General features: G+C 66.6%; 15 protein-coding genes. 6 read left to right on the top strand and 9 right to left on the bottom strand.

Going from position 1 to position 15,841, the window contains the following annotated elements; all coding sequences use genetic code 11:
* Positions 1-2: 2 nt before the first annotated feature.
* From GGQ61_RS04095 to GGQ61_RS04075, 5 genes are all read right to left on the bottom strand, one after another.
* On the bottom strand, positions 3-1,538 hold the full coding sequence (locus GGQ61_RS04095; RefSeq protein ID WP_183769982.1) for a Ppx/GppA phosphatase family protein: 1,536 nt from the start codon (positions 1,536-1,538) through the stop codon (positions 3-5).
* On the bottom strand, positions 1,519-3,717 hold the full coding sequence (locus GGQ61_RS04090) for an RNA degradosome polyphosphate kinase (protein ID WP_246370442.1): 2,199 nt from the start codon (positions 3,715-3,717) through the stop codon (positions 1,519-1,521). The genes GGQ61_RS04095 and GGQ61_RS04090 overlap by 20 nt, the downstream gene beginning before the upstream one ends.
* 60 nt (positions 3,718-3,777) lie before the next feature.
* A complete protein-coding gene (locus GGQ61_RS04085; RefSeq protein WP_343056017.1) occupies positions 3,778-4,515 on the bottom strand; it encodes an AAA family ATPase in 738 nt (245 codons plus the stop codon).
* A gap of 95 nt (positions 4,516-4,610) precedes the next feature.
* The gene (locus GGQ61_RS04080) at positions 4,611-5,375 is read right to left on the bottom strand and encodes an arginyltransferase (RefSeq protein WP_183769979.1); all 765 of its coding nucleotides are present in this window, start codon (positions 5,373-5,375) and stop codon (positions 4,611-4,613) included.
* Positions 5,376-5,463: 88 nt separating this feature from the next.
* The gene (locus GGQ61_RS04075; protein WP_183769978.1) at positions 5,464-6,369 is read right to left on the bottom strand and encodes a flagellar motor protein MotB; all 906 of its coding nucleotides are present in this window, start codon (positions 6,367-6,369) and stop codon (positions 5,464-5,466) included.
* An 85-nt stretch (positions 6,370-6,454) separates the two neighbouring features.
* On the opposite strand from GGQ61_RS04075, the gene GGQ61_RS04070 reads away from it, so the two are divergent.
* A complete protein-coding gene (locus GGQ61_RS04070; protein WP_183769977.1) occupies positions 6,455-7,309 on the top strand; it encodes an NAD(P)-dependent oxidoreductase in 855 nt (284 codons plus the stop codon).
* A gap of 7 nt (positions 7,310-7,316) precedes the next feature.
* Here GGQ61_RS04070 and GGQ61_RS04065 read toward each other — a convergent pair whose 3' ends face one another.
* From GGQ61_RS04065 to GGQ61_RS04055, 3 genes are read right to left on the bottom strand one after another with little or no spacing between them, the layout of a single operon-like run.
* On the bottom strand, positions 7,317-7,700 hold the full coding sequence (locus GGQ61_RS04065) for an NUDIX domain-containing protein (protein ID WP_183769976.1): 384 nt from the start codon (positions 7,698-7,700) through the stop codon (positions 7,317-7,319).
* A complete protein-coding gene (gene hemB / locus GGQ61_RS04060; RefSeq protein ID WP_183769975.1) occupies positions 7,697-8,704 on the bottom strand; it encodes a porphobilinogen synthase in 1,008 nt (335 codons plus the stop codon). The genes GGQ61_RS04065 and hemB overlap by 4 nt, the downstream gene beginning before the upstream one ends.
* Positions 8,701-9,180 carry a hypothetical protein gene (locus GGQ61_RS04055; protein WP_183769974.1) on the bottom strand — a complete coding sequence of 160 codons (480 nt, stop codon included), beginning with the start codon at positions 9,178-9,180 and terminating at the stop codon, positions 8,701-8,703. Before GGQ61_RS04055 ends, hemB begins: the two co-directional genes overlap by 4 nt.
* Before the next feature lie 105 nt (positions 9,181-9,285).
* Between GGQ61_RS04055 and GGQ61_RS04050 the strand changes: the two genes are divergently transcribed.
* The 4 genes from GGQ61_RS04050 (at position 9,286) to hemA (ending at position 13,809) form a co-directional block, all read left to right on the top strand.
* Entirely contained in the window at positions 9,286-10,425 is a 1,140-nt protein-coding gene (locus tag GGQ61_RS04050; RefSeq protein ID WP_183769973.1) for an isobutyryl-CoA dehydrogenase, read from the top strand.
* Positions 10,422-11,477 (top strand): enoyl-CoA hydratase/isomerase family protein, encoded by a 1,056-nt coding sequence (locus GGQ61_RS04045; protein ID WP_183769972.1) that lies wholly within the window; start codon positions 10,422-10,424, stop codon positions 11,475-11,477. The genes GGQ61_RS04050 and GGQ61_RS04045 overlap by 4 nt, the downstream gene beginning before the upstream one ends.
* A 52-nt stretch (positions 11,478-11,529) precedes the next feature.
* Positions 11,530-12,426, top strand: coding sequence for a 3-hydroxyisobutyrate dehydrogenase (mmsB, locus tag GGQ61_RS04040; protein ID WP_183769971.1), 897 nt, complete (start codon positions 11,530-11,532; stop codon positions 12,424-12,426).
* A gap of 153 nt (positions 12,427-12,579) precedes the next feature.
* A complete protein-coding gene (hemA, locus tag GGQ61_RS04035) occupies positions 12,580-13,809 on the top strand; it encodes a 5-aminolevulinate synthase (protein ID WP_183769970.1) in 1,230 nt (409 codons plus the stop codon).
* A 113-nt stretch (positions 13,810-13,922) separates the two neighbouring features.
* On the opposite strand, the gene GGQ61_RS04030 is transcribed toward hemA, so the two are convergent.
* Positions 13,923-14,354 carry a Ros/MucR family transcriptional regulator gene (locus tag GGQ61_RS04030; RefSeq protein ID WP_183769969.1) on the bottom strand — a complete coding sequence of 144 codons (432 nt, stop codon included), beginning with the start codon at positions 14,352-14,354 and terminating at the stop codon, positions 13,923-13,925.
* Positions 14,355-14,542: 188 nt separating this feature from the next.
* Between GGQ61_RS04030 and glyA the strand changes: the two genes are divergently transcribed.
* A complete protein-coding gene (gene glyA, locus GGQ61_RS04025; RefSeq protein ID WP_183769968.1) occupies positions 14,543-15,832 on the top strand; it encodes a serine hydroxymethyltransferase in 1,290 nt (429 codons plus the stop codon).
* Positions 15,833-15,841 lie beyond the last annotated feature (9 nt).

Raw genomic sequence — 15,841 nt, 5'->3', positions numbered from 1 at the left:
TCTCAACTGATCTGCAGTTTCAGCCTTAGGGCCTGCGCCAAGGCTTGGGCGCGCTTGGCCGTCTGCTCGCCTAGCAACATGTCGCCCCAGCCGTCCTGAGCCGAGAGCACCAGTCGCTCCCCGTCGATCGCCAAGGTCGAATGCGGCAGCAGGCTGGCGTTGCGGCCGGACAGGTCGCAGCCGAGACGGATCGCCGAGCCGAGCGCCCGAGCACGCTGGCGGCGCTCGCTCGAGAGCACCTTGGCGACGGTCTGGGGATCAGGAGTGCTGGGCGCCGATGAGTGACGCGCAAACGCCGCGCTCGCCAGGAACGCGCGCTCGGGATGGTTCATGCCGGCGATCGGCGCGCGCAGAACCTGTTCGAACGCGAGCTCGCCGCGGTGGTCGGGGTGCAGCCGCGCGCCCAGGTCAGCGAGGCGGCAGGCTGCGGCGATCAGGGTCGGGTCGCGGGCGCCGAACACCGGATTGAGCTGCGAGAAGGCCGGCTGCAGCCACCGGTGAAGGGCCGCTCCCAGGTCCGCTGACAGCCCCCGCACGGTGGTGAGAGCTTCGCAGCCTTCAATCAGGGGGTCGCGGGCGGCCTCCTCGGGCGGCATCGCCTCGAGCAGCAGTCCTTCGCGCAGGCCGTAGGCCGAGATCACGATGCGCTCGATGCCGAGGCGCTCGATCAGCGCGTCGAGAACCAGTGCGGAGTAGGGCAGGGTGTCGAAGCGCTTCTTGGAGAGTCCCTGCATGCGCTCCAGGCTGTTCTTGGATTGCCGGGCGACGAAGCGCGCGACGTCGACGGCGTCGGAGCGGTGCATTTCGTACTGGTGGGCGACGCGGAGCGGGTAGTCGGCCATCTCCATGTGCAGGAGCGCCAGGTTCCGCCATGCGCCGCCGACCGCATGGAATTCGGGGGACCGGAAGGCTAATCCAGCTCCGTCAATGCGCTGGTCGATGATCTTGCGGACCTTGTCGACCTCCAGAGGGCGGGGCGCGCCGAGCGCGAACGGGCCCAGCGGCAGGGTGATACCGTCGCGCGGGGCGGCAGTGTTGAGGTGCACGAGTTCGAGGCTCGAGCCGCCGAGGTCGCCGACGACCCCGGCGGCGTCCGGCTGGCCGGCGACGACGCCGAGCGCCGCGTAGCGCGCCTCCTCTGAACCTGAAATCACCCGCAGCCGCAGGCCGGTCTCCGCCTCGACCCGCGCCAGGAAGGCCGAACCGTCCGAGGCCTCCCGCACGGCGGCGGTCGCCACGGCGAAGATGTCGTCGCGGTTCCAGCCGCTGAGGGCTGCGCGGAACCGGCGCAGGGCGACTATGGCGGTTTCGACGCCTTCCGGCGACAGCCGGCCCGTGGCGGGCAGGTCGCGACCGAGACCGGCCAGCGCCTTTTCGTTGAAGACGGTCCAGATCGCGCGCCCTTCCAGGCGGTAGATGACCAGGCGCACGGAGTTCGAGCCGACGTCTATGACGGCGGTCTGACGCGAACTTGGATCCTGAAACGCATGGGCCCCAGGGTCGCCTTGGGAAGCCCGGCTATCCGCGCGGGGCCACATGATCAATCGCGCGCGGCATGTCCTTCACCTTCTCTCCCCGGCCCGAAAGGCTGGGGTTGGTCATGAAGTACTCGTGCGCGGAGAAGGCGCCCGGGTGGTCCCATGATGGGTCCCGGGTATAGCGGCCGTCCGCGTCGAGCGTCCAGCTTTGCGCTTCGTCCTTCAGATTGGCCACCATGATCTGCTGCAGAACCTGCTGGTGGACCGTCGGGTTCTCGACGGGCGTCAGGCATTCCACGCGCCGATCGAGGTTGCGGGGCATCCAGTCGGCCGACGATATGAACACCCGGTTCTCGGCCGAGGGCATCGCCGCGCCGTTGGCGAAAGCGACGATTCGAGCGTGCTCCAGGAAGCGTCCGACGATCGACTTGACCCGTATGTTCTCGGACAGGTTGGGCACGCCAGGGCGCAGGCAGCAGATGCCGCGGATCACCAGGTCGATCGAGACGCCAGCCTGGCTGGCCTCGTAGAGGGCGTCGATGATGACCGGGTCGACCAGCGAATTCAGTTTCGCCCAGATGCCGGCGGGTCTGCCCTCACGGGCCGCCTGGACCTCGCGCATGATGAAGGTCAGCAGGTCGGCCTTCATGGTCAGCGGCGAGGGCGACAGCTTTTCCAGATGCTCGGGCCGAGCGTAGCCGGTGATGAAGTTGAACACCTTGGCGCTGTCGCGGCCGAGGGCCGGATCGCAGGTGAACAGCGACAGGTCGGTGTAGATGCGCGCAGTGACCGGGTGATAGTTGCCGGTGCCGAAGTGGCAGTAGGTGCGCAGCTGGTCGCCTTCCTTGCGGACGACCATCGAGAGCTTTGCGTGGGTCTTGTACTCCACGAAGCCGAAGACGACATGGACACCCGCCCGTTCAAGGTCGCGCGCCCATTTCAGGTTCGCTTCTTCGTCGAAGCGCGCCTTGATCTCGACCAGGGCGGTGACGTTCTTGCCGTTCTCGGCCGCTTCGATCAGCGCCGCGACGATCGGGCTGTCCGACGAGGTCCGGTAGAGCGTCTGCTTGATCGCCAGCACGTTCGGGTCGCGCGCGGCCTGGCGGATGAACTGGATCACCACGTCGAAGCTCTCGAACGGGTGGTGGACCAGGATGTCCTTGGCGCGGATGGCGGCGAAGCAGTCGCCGCCATAGTCGCGGATCCGCTCGGGGAAGCGCGCTTCGAACGGCTTGAACTTGAGGTCCGGCCGGTTGGACGGGATGAGTTGCGACAGCTCATCCAGCCCCAGCAGACCGTCGATGAGGATGATGTCCTCGTCCTTGGCGTGCAGGTTCTCGACGATGAACGCCCTCAGGTCCTGGGGCATCGTCGCTTCGATCTCGACGCGCACGACCGAACCCAGACGCCGCTGCTTCAGGCGCACCTCGAACTCGCGGACAAGGTCTTCGGCCTCTTCCTCGATCTCCACGTCGCTGTCGCGGATCAGGCGGATGACGCCCTGGGCCTCTACGTCGCTATCGGGGAACAGGTGGTCAAGGAACAGCGCCGTCAGGCTTTCCAAGCTGATGAAGCGGCGCTCCGGGCGCTTGCGTCGGCTGGGCGGCGCAGGCAGTTCCCAGAACCGCGCGACCTGGGCCGGGATCGGCACCAGCGCGTAGAGCATCCGACCGTCCGACTTGCCCTTGAGCTTCAGGACGATCGAGAACGCCAGGTTCGGGATGAACGGGAACGGGTGGGCCGGGTCGATCGCCAGCGGCGTCAGCACGGGGAACACGCGCGACAGGAAGATCTCTTCCAGCGCCTGCTTCTCGGTTGGCGTCACCTCTTCGGACATGACGACCGTCAAGCCTTCGCCGGCTAGTTCCTTGCGCAGGCCCCGCCACTGCGACTGCTGGTCGGCCATCAGGTTGGCGGCTTCTGCGTTGACCCGCAGCAGTTGTTCGACCGGGGTCAGGCCGTCCTGTGAGACGACGCGCACGCCTTCGCGGGCCTGAGCCTTCAGGCCGGCCACGCGCACCATGTAGAATTCGTCAAGGTTGTTGGCCGAGATCGAAAGGAACCGCAGGCGCTCGAGCAGCGGATGACGCGGGTTCTTGCTCTCGTCGAGCACGCGCTCGTTGAAGGCCAGCCAGGAAAGTTCGCGGTTGAAGAAGCGATCAGCGGAGCCGAACAGCTCGGGATCGAGGGCCAGCGTGCCGGGGTCGGCCGGCCGCGGCGCGGGGGCGGCGTAGGTCATCGAGGGCGCTTCCGTAGACATGGGCTGGTTCTGGCCCAGCCCTTCGGGTCCCGCAAGTCATCACTCGAAAAGGTCAAGATTCTCCATATCATCTTCAAGAATCTGTCGCGCAAGCATGCGCGAAATGGGGCGTTGTTCATCATCGGCGGCTTCGTCCAGCCGCTTCACGATTTCGCGTGCGCATGGGATCGACCGTTCCATGCGACGCAGCAGATATGGATAAACCTCCTTGGGCGGGCGAATGCTCCGCTCTCGGAAGAATTTTCTTAGGACCCCCTCCAACACTTCATCGTCCGGCTCCTCGATTTCGGCGACGAGCAGGGCGTTCAGGCGCGAACGCAGGTCGGGAAGCTGGGCCCGCCAGGCTGCCGGCGCCTCGCGGGCGGTGAGCAGCAGGCCCGCGCCCTCGCGGCCGGCCATGTTGATCAGGTGAAACAGGGCCTCGTCGTCGACGCCCTGGTCGACATCCTCCAGCAGCACGGGGCGGCCGGCGGCGGCGGCGACATCAGGCGCGACACGGTCCATTATCAGCGCGCCGGCGCGCTGAGCCCACTCGCGGGCCAGATGCGTCTTACCGCTCCCGATCGGGCCGATCAGCGCCAGCGCGCCGCCTGGCCAGGCAGGCCAGGCGTCCAGCGCCGCCATGGCCTGGGCGTTCGAGGGGCCGACGACGAAGTCTTCCCGGCGGTGCGAAGCAGGGCGTCGCAGCTTCAGGCGTAGTTGCCGCGTCATGCGCCAAGTCCAGACAACTGAAACAGGTCGCTCATTTACCAAGCTGGTCGAGAGCAGTCGACGCATCGGCAAGCCGGCCTTGGGGATGACTTGCGGTTTTCACTGGAGAAATCAGCGCGACGCGATGGCGACAAAAGAGGCTGGCACGCTCCGGTGGCGGCTCAGGCTTCGACTGGCCGGGCGCGGTCGCGGGCCGACATCAGCGACCAGCCCTCGGGGCGCAACAGTTCGATCGGCGAGAAGCGGACCTTGTAGTCCATCTTCTCCGACCCGCGGACCCAGTAGCCCAGGTAGACGTACGGGATCTGGGTCAACTGCGCCTGGACCACATGGTCAAGGATCATGAACGAACCCAGGCTGCGCCGGGTCGCCGTTGGGTCGTAGAACGAATAGACGAGGCTCAGGCCGTCGTTCATCAGATCGACGAGCGCGCAGGCGATCAGGTCGCCGGGGCCGCCGTCCTTCGAGCGCAGCCGGTATTCGATGATGTGGGTGCGGACTGCGGTGTCCTCGACCATGGCCACATAGTCCGGCCAGGTCATTTCGGCCATGCCGCCGTCGGCGTGCCGTGTGGTGAGATAGCGGCGCAGCAGGTCGAACTGCTCCATGGTCGCTTCGGCTTCGACCAGATGGCGTTCGAGGTCCTCGTTCCGATTCAGCACCCGGCGCTCGGAGCGCGAGAACTCGTAGTCGCCGGCTGGGATCCGCGCCGAAACGCAGGCCGAGCAGCTTTCGCAGGCTGGGCGATAGGCGATGTTCTGGGAGCGGCGGAACCCGACCTGGGTCAGGCTGTCATTGACGCTGGCGCCATCGGACAGCGGCAAGTGCGCGAAGACCTTACGCTCGTGTCGGTCCGGCAGGTAAGGGCACGGACTGGGCGCGGTCAGGAAGAACCTGAGCTGTCGTGTCGGAAAGTGCTGCGTCACGGACCGCTCTCGAAACAGTGCGCCTGGGCCGATTAGGCGTCATGGGAAGCTCGGGCGCAAGGTCCCATGCGTCAGTCAAGCGAACTCCTCATTGCAGACCATGATCCGGCGGCAGAACGGGCGCCTCGCGCAGCAGCACGATCGCGATGCGACGGTTGCCGGCCAGGGTCGGATCGTCAGGATACAGGGGTTCTGAGTTGGCCTTGCCCGAAACCTGATAGACGCGGTCCGGATCGACCCCGGCCGACTGCAGGACCCGGCGCGAGGCGTCGGCGCGGCCGGCCGAAAGCTGCCAGTCGCCGTCGGCCTTCACGCCGTTCGGCGACATGCTGGTGTGGCCGGAAACGCTGATGCGGTTGGGAAGCTGATTGACCACGCGGGCCACGGCGCGCAGCAGCAGCTTGGCGCGGTCGTTAGGCTCGGAGCGGCCGTTGGCGAACATCGAGCGGCCCTCCTGGTCGACCAGCTGGATGCGCAGGCCCTCCGGGGTCACGTCGATCAGGATGTTCTTCGACAGCTCGGCCAGCTCCGGCATGTCCTGCAGCGCCTGGCGCAGGGAGGCGGCGGCGGAGGCGAAGGCGGCCTGTTCGCGCTGGAGCACTGCTTCGCGCAGCGCCTCGGTCGAGGCCTCGCGGGCCATTTCCTTGGCGGCGTCGGTCTGGGTGCCGTCGTTTGGGTTGCGCGACTCAGGCGCCATTTCCTCGATCATCGACTGCGAGCCGGCGGCCATGGCGCCGTCGTCGCCAAGTGCGGTGCCGCCGAGGATGCCGCCGGAGCCGGACGTGCTCTCGGACACGCTGGCTGGGGCGAAGTAGTCGGCGATGCCGCGCTTCTGCTCCGGGCTCGTGGTGTTGATCAGCCACATCAGAAGGAAGAAGGCCATCATCGCGGTGACGAAGTCGGCATAGGCCACCTTCCAGGCGCCGCCGTGATGGGCGTGCCCGTGGCCCTTCTTGACCTTCTTGATCAGGATAGGCGCTTCGCCCATCGCCATGGTGTTCTACCCCGGAAGCCCTGATTTCCCGGCAAACTGCGCGGGAGGCCGTTAAGATGGCGTTGAGCTTAAGAAGGAAGTTGGAATGAAAGTCGCGTTCGTGGGCCTGGGGGTCATGGGCTTCCCGATGGCCGGGCACTTGGCGAAGGCGGGCCACGAAGTGACGGTGTTCAACCGCAGTCCGCAGAAGGCGAAGGCCTGGGCGGCCCAACATCCGGGCAAGGCGGCCGCGAGCGTCGCCGAGGCCGCCGCGGGCGCGGAGATCGTCTTCCTGTGCGTCGGCAATGACGACGACGTGCGTGGCGTGGTCGGGGAGGCGCTGCCGGTGATGGCGCCGGGCGCGATCATCGTCGATCATACCACGACCTCCGCCAAGGTGGCGCGCGAGATGGCGGACTTGGCCGGCCAGGGCGGCCGCTGGTTCGTCGACGCGCCAGTCTCCGGCGGGCAGGCGGGGGCCGAGAACGGCCAGCTGACGGTCATGTGCGGCGGCGATCCGGCCGCCTTCGCCCGGGCCGAACCCGTGATCGCCGCCTTCGCCAAAGCCACCCGCCTGATGGGCGGCCCGGGCGCCGGGCAGCTGACCAAGATGGTCAATCAGATCTGCATCGCCGGCGTCGTCCAAGGCCTGGCCGAAGGCATGCACTTCGCCAAGCGCGCGGGGCTCGACCCGCTGGAGGTCGCCGCGGCGATCTCCAAGGGTGCAGCGCAGTCCTGGCAGATGGACAACCGCTGGGCGACGATGGCCGAGAACCGCTTCGACTTCGGCTTCGCGGTCGACTGGATGCGCAAGGACCTGGGCCTGGTGCTCGACGAGGCCCAGGCCAACGGAGCCAGGCTCGACATGACCGCACTGGTCGACGGCTACTATAGCGAGGTGCAGGAACTCGGCGGCAACCGTTGGGACACGTCCAGCCTCGTTGCGCGGCTGGAGAAGTAGCAATCGCTCAGCCCAGCCGCGGCAGGACCTGGCGCTCCAGCAGCGGCGCGAGCCGCACGCTGGGCGGGGACTTCGGTTCGATCCAGAGCAGTTCTTCTATCTCGGCCTTGGGCAAGACGCCCCCGGCGACCTCGGCCAGGTAGATCGCGCCGTAGACGCGGGTGTCGGGCTCGTTGGCCGCTGGCGCGTCGTAGGTGCCCAGGTGCTCGGCGCTGACCAGGTCGCAGCCGAGCTCCTCGCCCAGCTCGCGCGAGAGCGTGTCGATGTCGGCCTCGCCGGGATTGCGCTTGCCGCCGGGCAGCATGAACGCAGTCGTGCCGCGCTTGCGCACGGTGAGGACCCGGCCCCGATGGTCACGGATGACGCCGGCGACGATTTCGACGGCCTTCACGCCCCCAGCATCCGCGCGGCGCGCGGAGCGAAATAGGTGATGATCCCGGCGGCGCCGGCCCGCTTGAAGGCCCCGAGGCTTTCCAGAATCGCCCGTTCCTCGTCGATCCAGCCATTCTGAGCGGCGGCCATGATCATGGCGTACTCGCCCGACACCTGGAACGCGAAGGTCGGCATGTTGAACTCGCGGACCACGCGGCTGACGATGTCCAGATAGGGCATTCCGGGCTTGACCATGACCATGTCGGAGCCTTCGGCGATGTCGAGGGCGACTTCGCGCAGCGCTTCCTCGGTGTTGGCCGAGTCCATCTGATAGGTTTTCTTGTCGGCAGGGCCGGCGGTGCCGAGCTTTCCCGAGCCGATGGCGTCGCGATAGGGACCATAGAAGGCCGAGGCGAACTTGGCCGCGTAGGACATGATCATCACGTCCTGCAGACCTTCGGCTTCCAGCGCCGCACGCAGCTTGCCGCAGCGGCCGTCCATCATGTCCGACGGGGCGAGGATGTCGCAGCCGGCTCGCGCCTGGACCAGGGCCTGTTCGACCAGGCGGTCGATGGTGGCGTCGTTGGCGATCTTGCCGTCTTCGATGACCCCGTCGTGGCCGTGGTCGGTGAACGGGTCCAGGGCCACGTCGCACATGATCCCAACCTCGGGGGCGGCGGCCTTCATAGCCCTCACGGCGCGGCAGACGACGCCGTTCGGGTCGGCGGCCAGCGAGCCGGCGGCGTCCTTCTTGGCTCCGTCGATGTGCGGGAAGATGGCGATGGCCGGAATGCCCAGATTGCGGGCCTCGACGGCTGCTTGGACGCAGAGGTCTACCGACAGGCGCGAAACCCCCGGCATCGACGCGACCGGGATATCGCCTTCGCCCTCGTGGACGACAATGGACCAGATCAGGTCGGCAGGGGTGAGGACGCTTTCGCGCACCAGGCGTCGGACCCAGTCGGCCTGGCGCAAGCGGCGGAGACGCAGGGCGGGGTAGGCGGCGAGGGGGGGCATGCTCATGAGCGCGCGCTGTGACCCATCCCCTGCGCCGACGCAAGCCTGATGAAGCCCAGAGCCGGCGCGAAGATCAGCCAAAGGCCGCCGATCGCCGAAAACAGGCCCGTGCCGGCGAACAGGACGATCAGCGTTCGATCGACGGTCACATCGGAAAGCCGGACCTGAACCTGGTCGGGGACCTTCCACCCTTCCAGTCGCGTGACCTGGAAAAGCTCCCCCGCGATGCTGACGATCGCGCCCAGAAAACATAGGCCCGCCGCAAGCGCGATCACGAACGCCACCCAGAAGATTCGGATCTGGAAGCTGTAATGCGAGCCGATCGGCGGCGGCGCCTCGTCGCGTTGAGAGTAGGCGATGATCGCCGCGATCAGCGCCGGCACCCCAGCGAAGAACACCGCAGAGAACAACAGGGCGTAGTTGATGAAGGCGAGATTACGCGCCGACTCGCCGATGCGCCCGCCGCCCGCTTGGACCGCCATGCGTAAGACCCCGAGAAAGACACGCCCCCGCGCGTCGCGTCGTTGACAGGTTGCGCCAGCGGAGCGACTTGCTCAAGTCAGCCTCTCAAACCCGGGTTCGAGCGAATGGATTTCACCCTCTCCGACGATCAGCGCGCAATACAGGAAGCCGCCCAGGCGTTCGCCGAGGCGGAACTTGCCCCGAACTCGGCGCGCTGGGACGAGGACAAGCATTTCCCCACCGACGTTTTGCGCAAGGCCGCGGAGCTCGGCTTCGCTGGAATTTACATCGGCGAGGACGTCGGCGGCTCGGCCCTGACCCGCCTGGACGCCTCGATCGTCTTCGAGGCGCTGAGCTATGGCGACGTGTCGGTCGCGGCCTACCTGACCATCCACAACATGGCGTCGTGGATGATCGATCGGTTCGGCTCCGACGACCTGCGCCGAAAGTACCTGCCGCGCCTAACCACCATGGAGCTGATCGCCAGCTACTGCCTGACCGAGCCGGGCTCGGGATCGGACGCCGCGGCGCTGCGTACGACCGCGACGCTGGACGGCGACCACTATGTGCTCAACGGCTCCAAGGCGTTCATCTCCGGCGGCGGGGTCTCCGACCTCTACGTGGTCATGGCGCGCACCGGCGAGCCGGGGGCCAAGGGCGTCTCGGCCATCGTGGTCGAGAACGGGACGCCGGGGCTGTCGTTCGGGGCCCAGGAAAAGAAGATGGGCTGGAACGCCCAGCCCACCGCCCAGGTCAACTTCGACAACGTCCGCATCCCTGTCGAGAACCGGATCGGTGGGGAGGGCGAGGGCTTTCGCTTTGCGATGATGGGGCTCGACGGCGGGCGGCTGAATATCGCCTCGTGCTCGCTCGGCGGGGCGGCCTTCGCCCTCGACACCGCCCAGGCCTACATGACCGAGCGCAAGCAGTTCGGGAAACAGCTCGCCAATTTCCAGGCGCTGCAGTTCAAGATCGCCGACATGGCGACCGAACTCGAAGCCGCTCGGCTGATGGTGCGCCGCGCGGCGAACGCCCTCGACAACCGCGACCCGCAGGCCACCAAGTACTGCGCCATGGCCAAGCGCTTCGCCACCGACGCCGGCTTCGACGTCGCCAACCAGGCGCTGCAGCTTCACGGCGGCTATGGCTATCTGAAAGACTATCCGCTCGAGCGGGTCGTGCGCGACCTGCGGGTCCACCAGATCCTCGAAGGCACCAACGAAATCATGCGGGTGATCATCGCCCGGGAGATGTTCCGGCAATGACCGCGGCGACCGATGAAGTCCTGATCCGTATCGAAGGCGAAGTCGGGCGGATCACGCTCAGTCGGCCCAAGGCGCTGCACGCCCTGACGACGGCCATGTGCAAGGCCATGACCGAGGCGCTGCTGGCCTGGCGGTACGATCCCGCGGTCAAGCTCGTGCTGATGGATCACAGCGGCGAGCGCGGCTTCTGCGCCGGCGGCGACATCCGGATGCTGGCCGAGAGCGGCGCTTCGGACGGCAAGGACGCCCGTCAGTTCTTCTTTATCGAGTACCGCCTGAACCACCTGCTGTTCGAGTACGCCAAGCCGGTCGTGGTGATTATGGACGGCGTGACCATGGGCGGGGGAGTGGGCTTGGCCATGCCAGCCGGCTATCGTGTCGCGACCGAGCGGACCACCTTCGCCATGCCCGAAACCGGCATCGGGCTCTTCCCCGACGTGGGCGGCGGCTGGTTCCTGCCGCGCATGCCGAGCCACATCGGAACCTGGCTGGCACTGACCGGCGGGCGGATCAAGGCGGCCGATTGCGAGTTGGTCGGGGTCGCCACCGACTTCGTCGAGAGCGACAAGATCGAGGCGCTGAAGGCGGCGATCGTCGCCGATCCGGCCGCTATCGACGGCGTGCTGACCGAGTTTGAAGGAGATGCAGGCCGGCCACCATTGGCGGCGCATCAGGATGAGATCGATCGGGTCTTCGGCGCTGACACCCTGGAGGAGATCCTGACGCGGCTGAAGGCCGCTGGGACCGAGTGGGCGGACGAGCAACTGAGAGTCATGGGGACCAAGTCGCCGCAGACCATGAAGGTGGCGCTTCGCCAGCTGCGTCTCGGCGGGAAGATGGAGTCCTTCGCCGAGAACATGACGATGGAGTACCGTATCGGCGCCCGGGTCGTGCAGCGCCACGACTTCATAGAGGGCGTGCGAGCGGTGATTGTCGACAAGGACAACGCGCCTCGTTGGAACCCGCCGAGCGCCGAAGGCGTCACCGAGGCGATGCTCGACGAGATTTTCGCGCCGCTGCCTTCCGACCAGGAGTGGTCGCCTCTACCGTGAGGCAGCAAACAAGGATCGCTCGGTTCAGGGCGACCGGCATTAGGGACCTGACATGCGTATCGCCTTCATCGGATTGGGAAACATGGGCGGCGGCATGGCCGCCAACCAGGCCAAGGCCGGGCGCCAGGTCGCGGCCTTCGACCTGGCCGCCGCGGCTCTCGACCGCGCGAGGTCCGCTGGTTGCGCACCGGCAGGATCGGTCTGCGAGGCGGTTCGCGACGCGGACGCGGTGGTGACGATGCTCCCTGCCGGGCCCCACGTCCGAAAAGTCTACGCCGAAGAGATTCTCCCCAACGCGCCGAAGTCCGCCCTGCTGGTCGACTGCTCGACCATCGACGTCGACAGCGCCAGGGCCGTGGCCGATATGGCTCGTGACCAGGGCTTCCGCTTCGCCGACGCGCCGGTCTCTGGCGGCACCGCGGCCGCGGACGCCGGCACGTTGGCCTTCATGGTGGGCTGCGACGACGCCGACTTCGCTGACGTCGAGACGGCGATCCAGCCCATGGCGCGCGCGGTGATTCGGGCCGGCGACCATGGAGCCGGGCAGGCGGCCAAGATCTGCAACAACATGGTCCTGGGCATCTCGATGCTAGGCGTCTGCGAAGCGATCGCCCTCGCCGAGAAACTCGGCCTGGATCCGGAGCGCTTCTTCGAGATCGCGTCCAAGTCCTCGGGCCAATGTTGGTCGATCACCAGCTACTACCCGTGGCCGGGCCCCGTGGAGACCGCGCCGTCCAACCGCGGCTACGAGGGCGGCTTCGCCACGGCGATGATGCTCAAGGATCTCAAGCTGGCCCAGCAGGCGGCGGCCATGGCTGGCGCTGCAGCTCCGATGGGCGCGCAGGCTGAGGGACTTTATGCCCTATTTGACCGCCTCGGGTTCGGCACTACGGACTTTTCCGGAGTTCTGCAGATGCTGCGCGGTCGGCTAGACGAACTGCACGGCTGAACGCGCGAGCTTACGATACGTCATCGATATCTGAGTGATTACGTATGACGAATTGTAGACAATCGATGCCCGCGGCGCGATAAGCCGGGCAATTGCAAGGGGACCGCTCCCGCGGCGCGAGATCGTCGAACGCCTCGGGCGGAGTTCAAGTCGATGGATTACAAGAACGCCTTCCGCACCGCCCTCGAACAGATCCGTTCGGAAGGCCGCTACCGGGTGTTCGCCGACTTGAAGCGCCACCGCGGGCAGTTCCCGCAGGCGACCTGGACCCGGCCGGACGGCGGACAGTCGGACGTCGTGGTCTGGTGTTCAAACGACTATCTCGGCCAGGGCCAGAACCCGATCGTCACCGACGCCATGCACAAGGCGATCGACGAAGCCGGCGCCGGTTCGGGCGGCACGCGCAACATTTCGGGCACCACCCACTATCACGTCGAACTTGAGCATGAGCTCGCCGACCTGCATGGCAAGGAAGCGGCGCTGCTGTTCACCTCGGGCTACGTGTCGAACGAAGCCTCGCTCTCGACGCTGTACAAGATCCTTCCGGGCCTGATCATTTTCTCGGACGAGCTGAACCATAACTCGATGATCTCGGGCATTCGCGCGGGCGGGCGGGCCCAGCGTCGCGTGTTCCGACACAACGATCTTGAGCACCTCGAGCAACTGCTGGCCGAAGCGCCGGCTGACGCGCCAAAGGTGATCGCCTTCGAAAGCGTCTACTCGATGGACGGCGACATCGCCGACATGGCCGGCACGGTGGCGCTGGCCAAGAAGTACGGCGCCATGACTTACCTTGACGAAGTCCACGCGGTCGGCATGTACGGCCCGCGCGGGGCCGGCGTCGCTGAACGTGACGGCGTGATGGCGGAGATCGACATCATCGAAGGCACGTTGGGCAAAGCGTTCGGCGTCATGGGAGGCTACATCGCCGCCGACGCCGTCATCGTCGATGCGATCCGCTCGTACGCCGACGGCTTCATCTTCACGACCTCGATCCCGCCGGCCCTGGCCGCGGGCGCGGTGGCTTCGATCCGTTATCTCAAGGAACACAATGAGGTCCGCGTTGCTCACCAAGAGCGCGCCGAAGCGCTGAAGGCGCGCCTGCTCAAGGCCGGCCTGCCGGTGATGCCCTCGGTCAGCCACATCGTGCCGGTGCTGGTCGGCGACCCGGTCCACTGCAAGATGATCTCGGACATCCTGCTGACCGACTTCGGCATCTACGTGCAGCCGATCAACTATCCCACCGTGCCGCGCGGAACCGAGCGGCTGCGCTTCACGCCGTCGCCGGCGCACACCGACGGCATGATGGACGCCCTGGCTGAAGCTCTTGAAAAGCTCTGGGTTCGTTGCAACGTCGCCCGCGTGGGCGGACAGGCGGCTTAAGGTCCTTCCTTGCCGCCGGCGCGGGGCGGGCGCATACGCACCCCAGTTCGATTCTCTGGAGACCCACCGGGTTCACTGATCAAACGAGAGCAAGGGCGGCTAAGCCGCCCCGCCTATTTTCCTCGACGTACGCCCCGGCCAAGGCCGATCTGCTTGGCGAAGTCGGATCTGCGTGCCGCATATGCCGGGGCCACCATCGGATAATCGGCAGGCAGGCCCCAGCGACGGCGGTAGTCTTCCGGGCTCATGTCGTACCGCGAGCGCAGGTAGCGCTTCAGCATCTTCAGCTTTTTGCCGTCCTCCAGGCAGATGATGTAGTCGTGCTGGATCGAGCGTCCTACTGGGACGGCAGGCCTCGGCTTCTCTTCGGGAGCCGGCGCTGGCCCCTTGCTGAGGCCTTCAAGCGCACCGTAGACGGATCGGATAATCTCGGGGACCGCTTCGGCGGCGACGGCATTGCGGCTGACGTAGGCGGCCACGATGTCGGCGCCAAGCCGCATCAATTCCTCGCCCGAACGAATCTCGGGCTCGGCTTCAATACTCATTCAGGACCCCCTGAGAACGCAATGACACGCGAAGCGGGCGCATCGGCGCGCGCCCCTCCGTGAGGGTTGCAACGCCGCACGCAGAAGATCGTTCCATGCCGTTGGATCGCAGGTCCGATGGCGCTAAAGAGCGCAGCACGAGGCGCTCACCCTCAATTCGCCTCCCACGTTTCCCGAAAGGCCCGCCCATGACCGTTCACGCACAAGCCCCCGCAGACGCCTTCTTCTCGGCCGGCGTCGCCGACACCGACACGGACATCGCCGCCGTGCTGTCGGGCGAGCTGAAGCGCCAGCAGGACCAGATCGAGTTGATCGCGTCCGAGAACATCGTGTCCAAGGCGGTGATGGACGTGCAGGGCTCGGTCCTGACCAACAAGTATGCCGAGGGCTATCCGGGCAAGCGCTACTACGGCGGCTGCGAAGTTGTCGACGTGGCCGAGCAGATCGCCATCGACCGGGCCAAGCAGATCTTCGGCTGCGAATTCGCCAACGTGCAGCCGCACTCGGGCAGCCAGGCGAACCAGGCCGTCTTCATGGCGACCATGAGCCCGGGCGACACCTTCATGGGCATGGACCTGTCAGCTGGCGGCCACCTCACGCACGGAAAGAACGTGAACCAATCGGGCAAGTGGTTCCGTCCGGTCGCCTACGGCGTGCGCCAGCAGGATCACCTGATCGACTACGACATGGCCGCCGAGGTCGCGCTTGCTGAGAAGCCGAAGGTGATCATCGCCGGCGGCTCGGCTTACAGCCGCCACATCGATTTCGCGCGCTTCAAGGAAATCGCCGACAGCGTCGATGCGCTGCTGATGGTGGATATCGCCCACTACGCGGGGCTGGTCGCCGGGGGTGTTTATCCCAACCCGTTCCCGCACGCTGATATCGTGACCACCACGACCCACAAGACCCTGCGCGGTCCGCGCGGCGGCATGATCCTGACCAACTCCAAGAAGTTGGCCAAGAAGATCGATTCGGCGGTGTTTCCGGGGCTGCAGGGTGGTCCCTTGATGCACGTGATCGCGGCCAAGGCCGTCGCGTTCGGCGAAGCGCTCAAGCCTGAGTTCAAGCAGTACGCCCGCCAGGTCGTCGACAACGCGCGAGCGCTGTCGGACAGCCTGCAGACCGCCGGCTTCAAGATCGTCTCCAACGGTACCGACAGCCACCTCATGCTGGTCGACCTCACCCCGAAGGGCGTTTCCGGATCGGACGCCGAGGTGGCGCTGGAACGCGCGCACATCACCACCAACAAGAACGGCATCCCGTTTGACCCGCTTCCCCCGATGCAGACTTCGGGCCTGCGCGTCGGCACGCCGGCCGGAACGACCCGTGGCTTTGGCCCCGGAGAATTCCGTCAGATCGGGACCTGGATCGGCGAGGTCCTCGACGGCCTGGCGCAGGGCGGCGACAACAGCGCCGTAGAAGCCAAGGTTCGTGACGAAGTGCTGGCGCTGACGAAACGCTTCCCCATCTACAGCTAGTCCCTGTAT

This window comes from Phenylobacterium haematophilum, from assembly GCF_014196295.1.
GTDB lineage: Bacteria > Pseudomonadota > Alphaproteobacteria > Caulobacterales > Caulobacteraceae > Phenylobacterium > Phenylobacterium haematophilum.
Note: the sequence above shows the minus strand (reverse complement) of the source record. Positions and strands in the feature narration are given on the sequence as shown.

Excerpts from the sequence above, each read along its gene's own strand:
- GGQ61_RS04095 (WP_183769982.1), bottom strand. The coding sequence starts at position 1,538 with ATGTGGCCCCGCGCGGATAGCCGGGCTTCCCAAGGCGACCCTGGGGCC.
- GGQ61_RS04090 (WP_246370442.1), bottom strand. The coding sequence starts at position 3,717 with ATGACCTACGCCGCCCCCGCGCCGCGGCCGGCCGACCCCGGCACGCTG.
- GGQ61_RS04085 (WP_343056017.1), bottom strand. The coding sequence starts at position 4,515 with ATGCGTCGACTGCTCTCGACCAGCTTGGTAAATGAGCGACCTGTTTCA.
- GGQ61_RS04075 (WP_183769978.1), bottom strand. The coding sequence starts at position 6,369 with ATGGCGATGGGCGAAGCGCCTATCCTGATCAAGAAGGTCAAGAAGGGC.
- GGQ61_RS04070 (WP_183769977.1), top strand. The coding sequence starts at position 6,455 with ATGAAAGTCGCGTTCGTGGGCCTGGGGGTCATGGGCTTCCCGATGGCC.
- hemB (WP_183769975.1), bottom strand. The coding sequence starts at position 8,704 with ATGAGCATGCCCCCCCTCGCCGCCTACCCCGCCCTGCGTCTCCGCCGC.
- GGQ61_RS04055 (WP_183769974.1), bottom strand. The coding sequence starts at position 9,180 with ATGGCGGTCCAAGCGGGCGGCGGGCGCATCGGCGAGTCGGCGCGTAAT.
- GGQ61_RS04050 (WP_183769973.1), top strand. The coding sequence starts at position 9,286 with ATGGATTTCACCCTCTCCGACGATCAGCGCGCAATACAGGAAGCCGCC.
- GGQ61_RS04045 (WP_183769972.1), top strand. The coding sequence starts at position 10,422 with ATGACCGCGGCGACCGATGAAGTCCTGATCCGTATCGAAGGCGAAGTC.
- mmsB (WP_183769971.1), top strand. The coding sequence starts at position 11,530 with ATGCGTATCGCCTTCATCGGATTGGGAAACATGGGCGGCGGCATGGCC.
- hemA (WP_183769970.1), top strand. The coding sequence starts at position 12,580 with ATGGATTACAAGAACGCCTTCCGCACCGCCCTCGAACAGATCCGTTCG.
- GGQ61_RS04030 (WP_183769969.1), bottom strand. The coding sequence starts at position 14,354 with ATGAGTATTGAAGCCGAGCCCGAGATTCGTTCGGGCGAGGAATTGATG.
- glyA (WP_183769968.1), top strand. The coding sequence starts at position 14,543 with ATGACCGTTCACGCACAAGCCCCCGCAGACGCCTTCTTCTCGGCCGGC.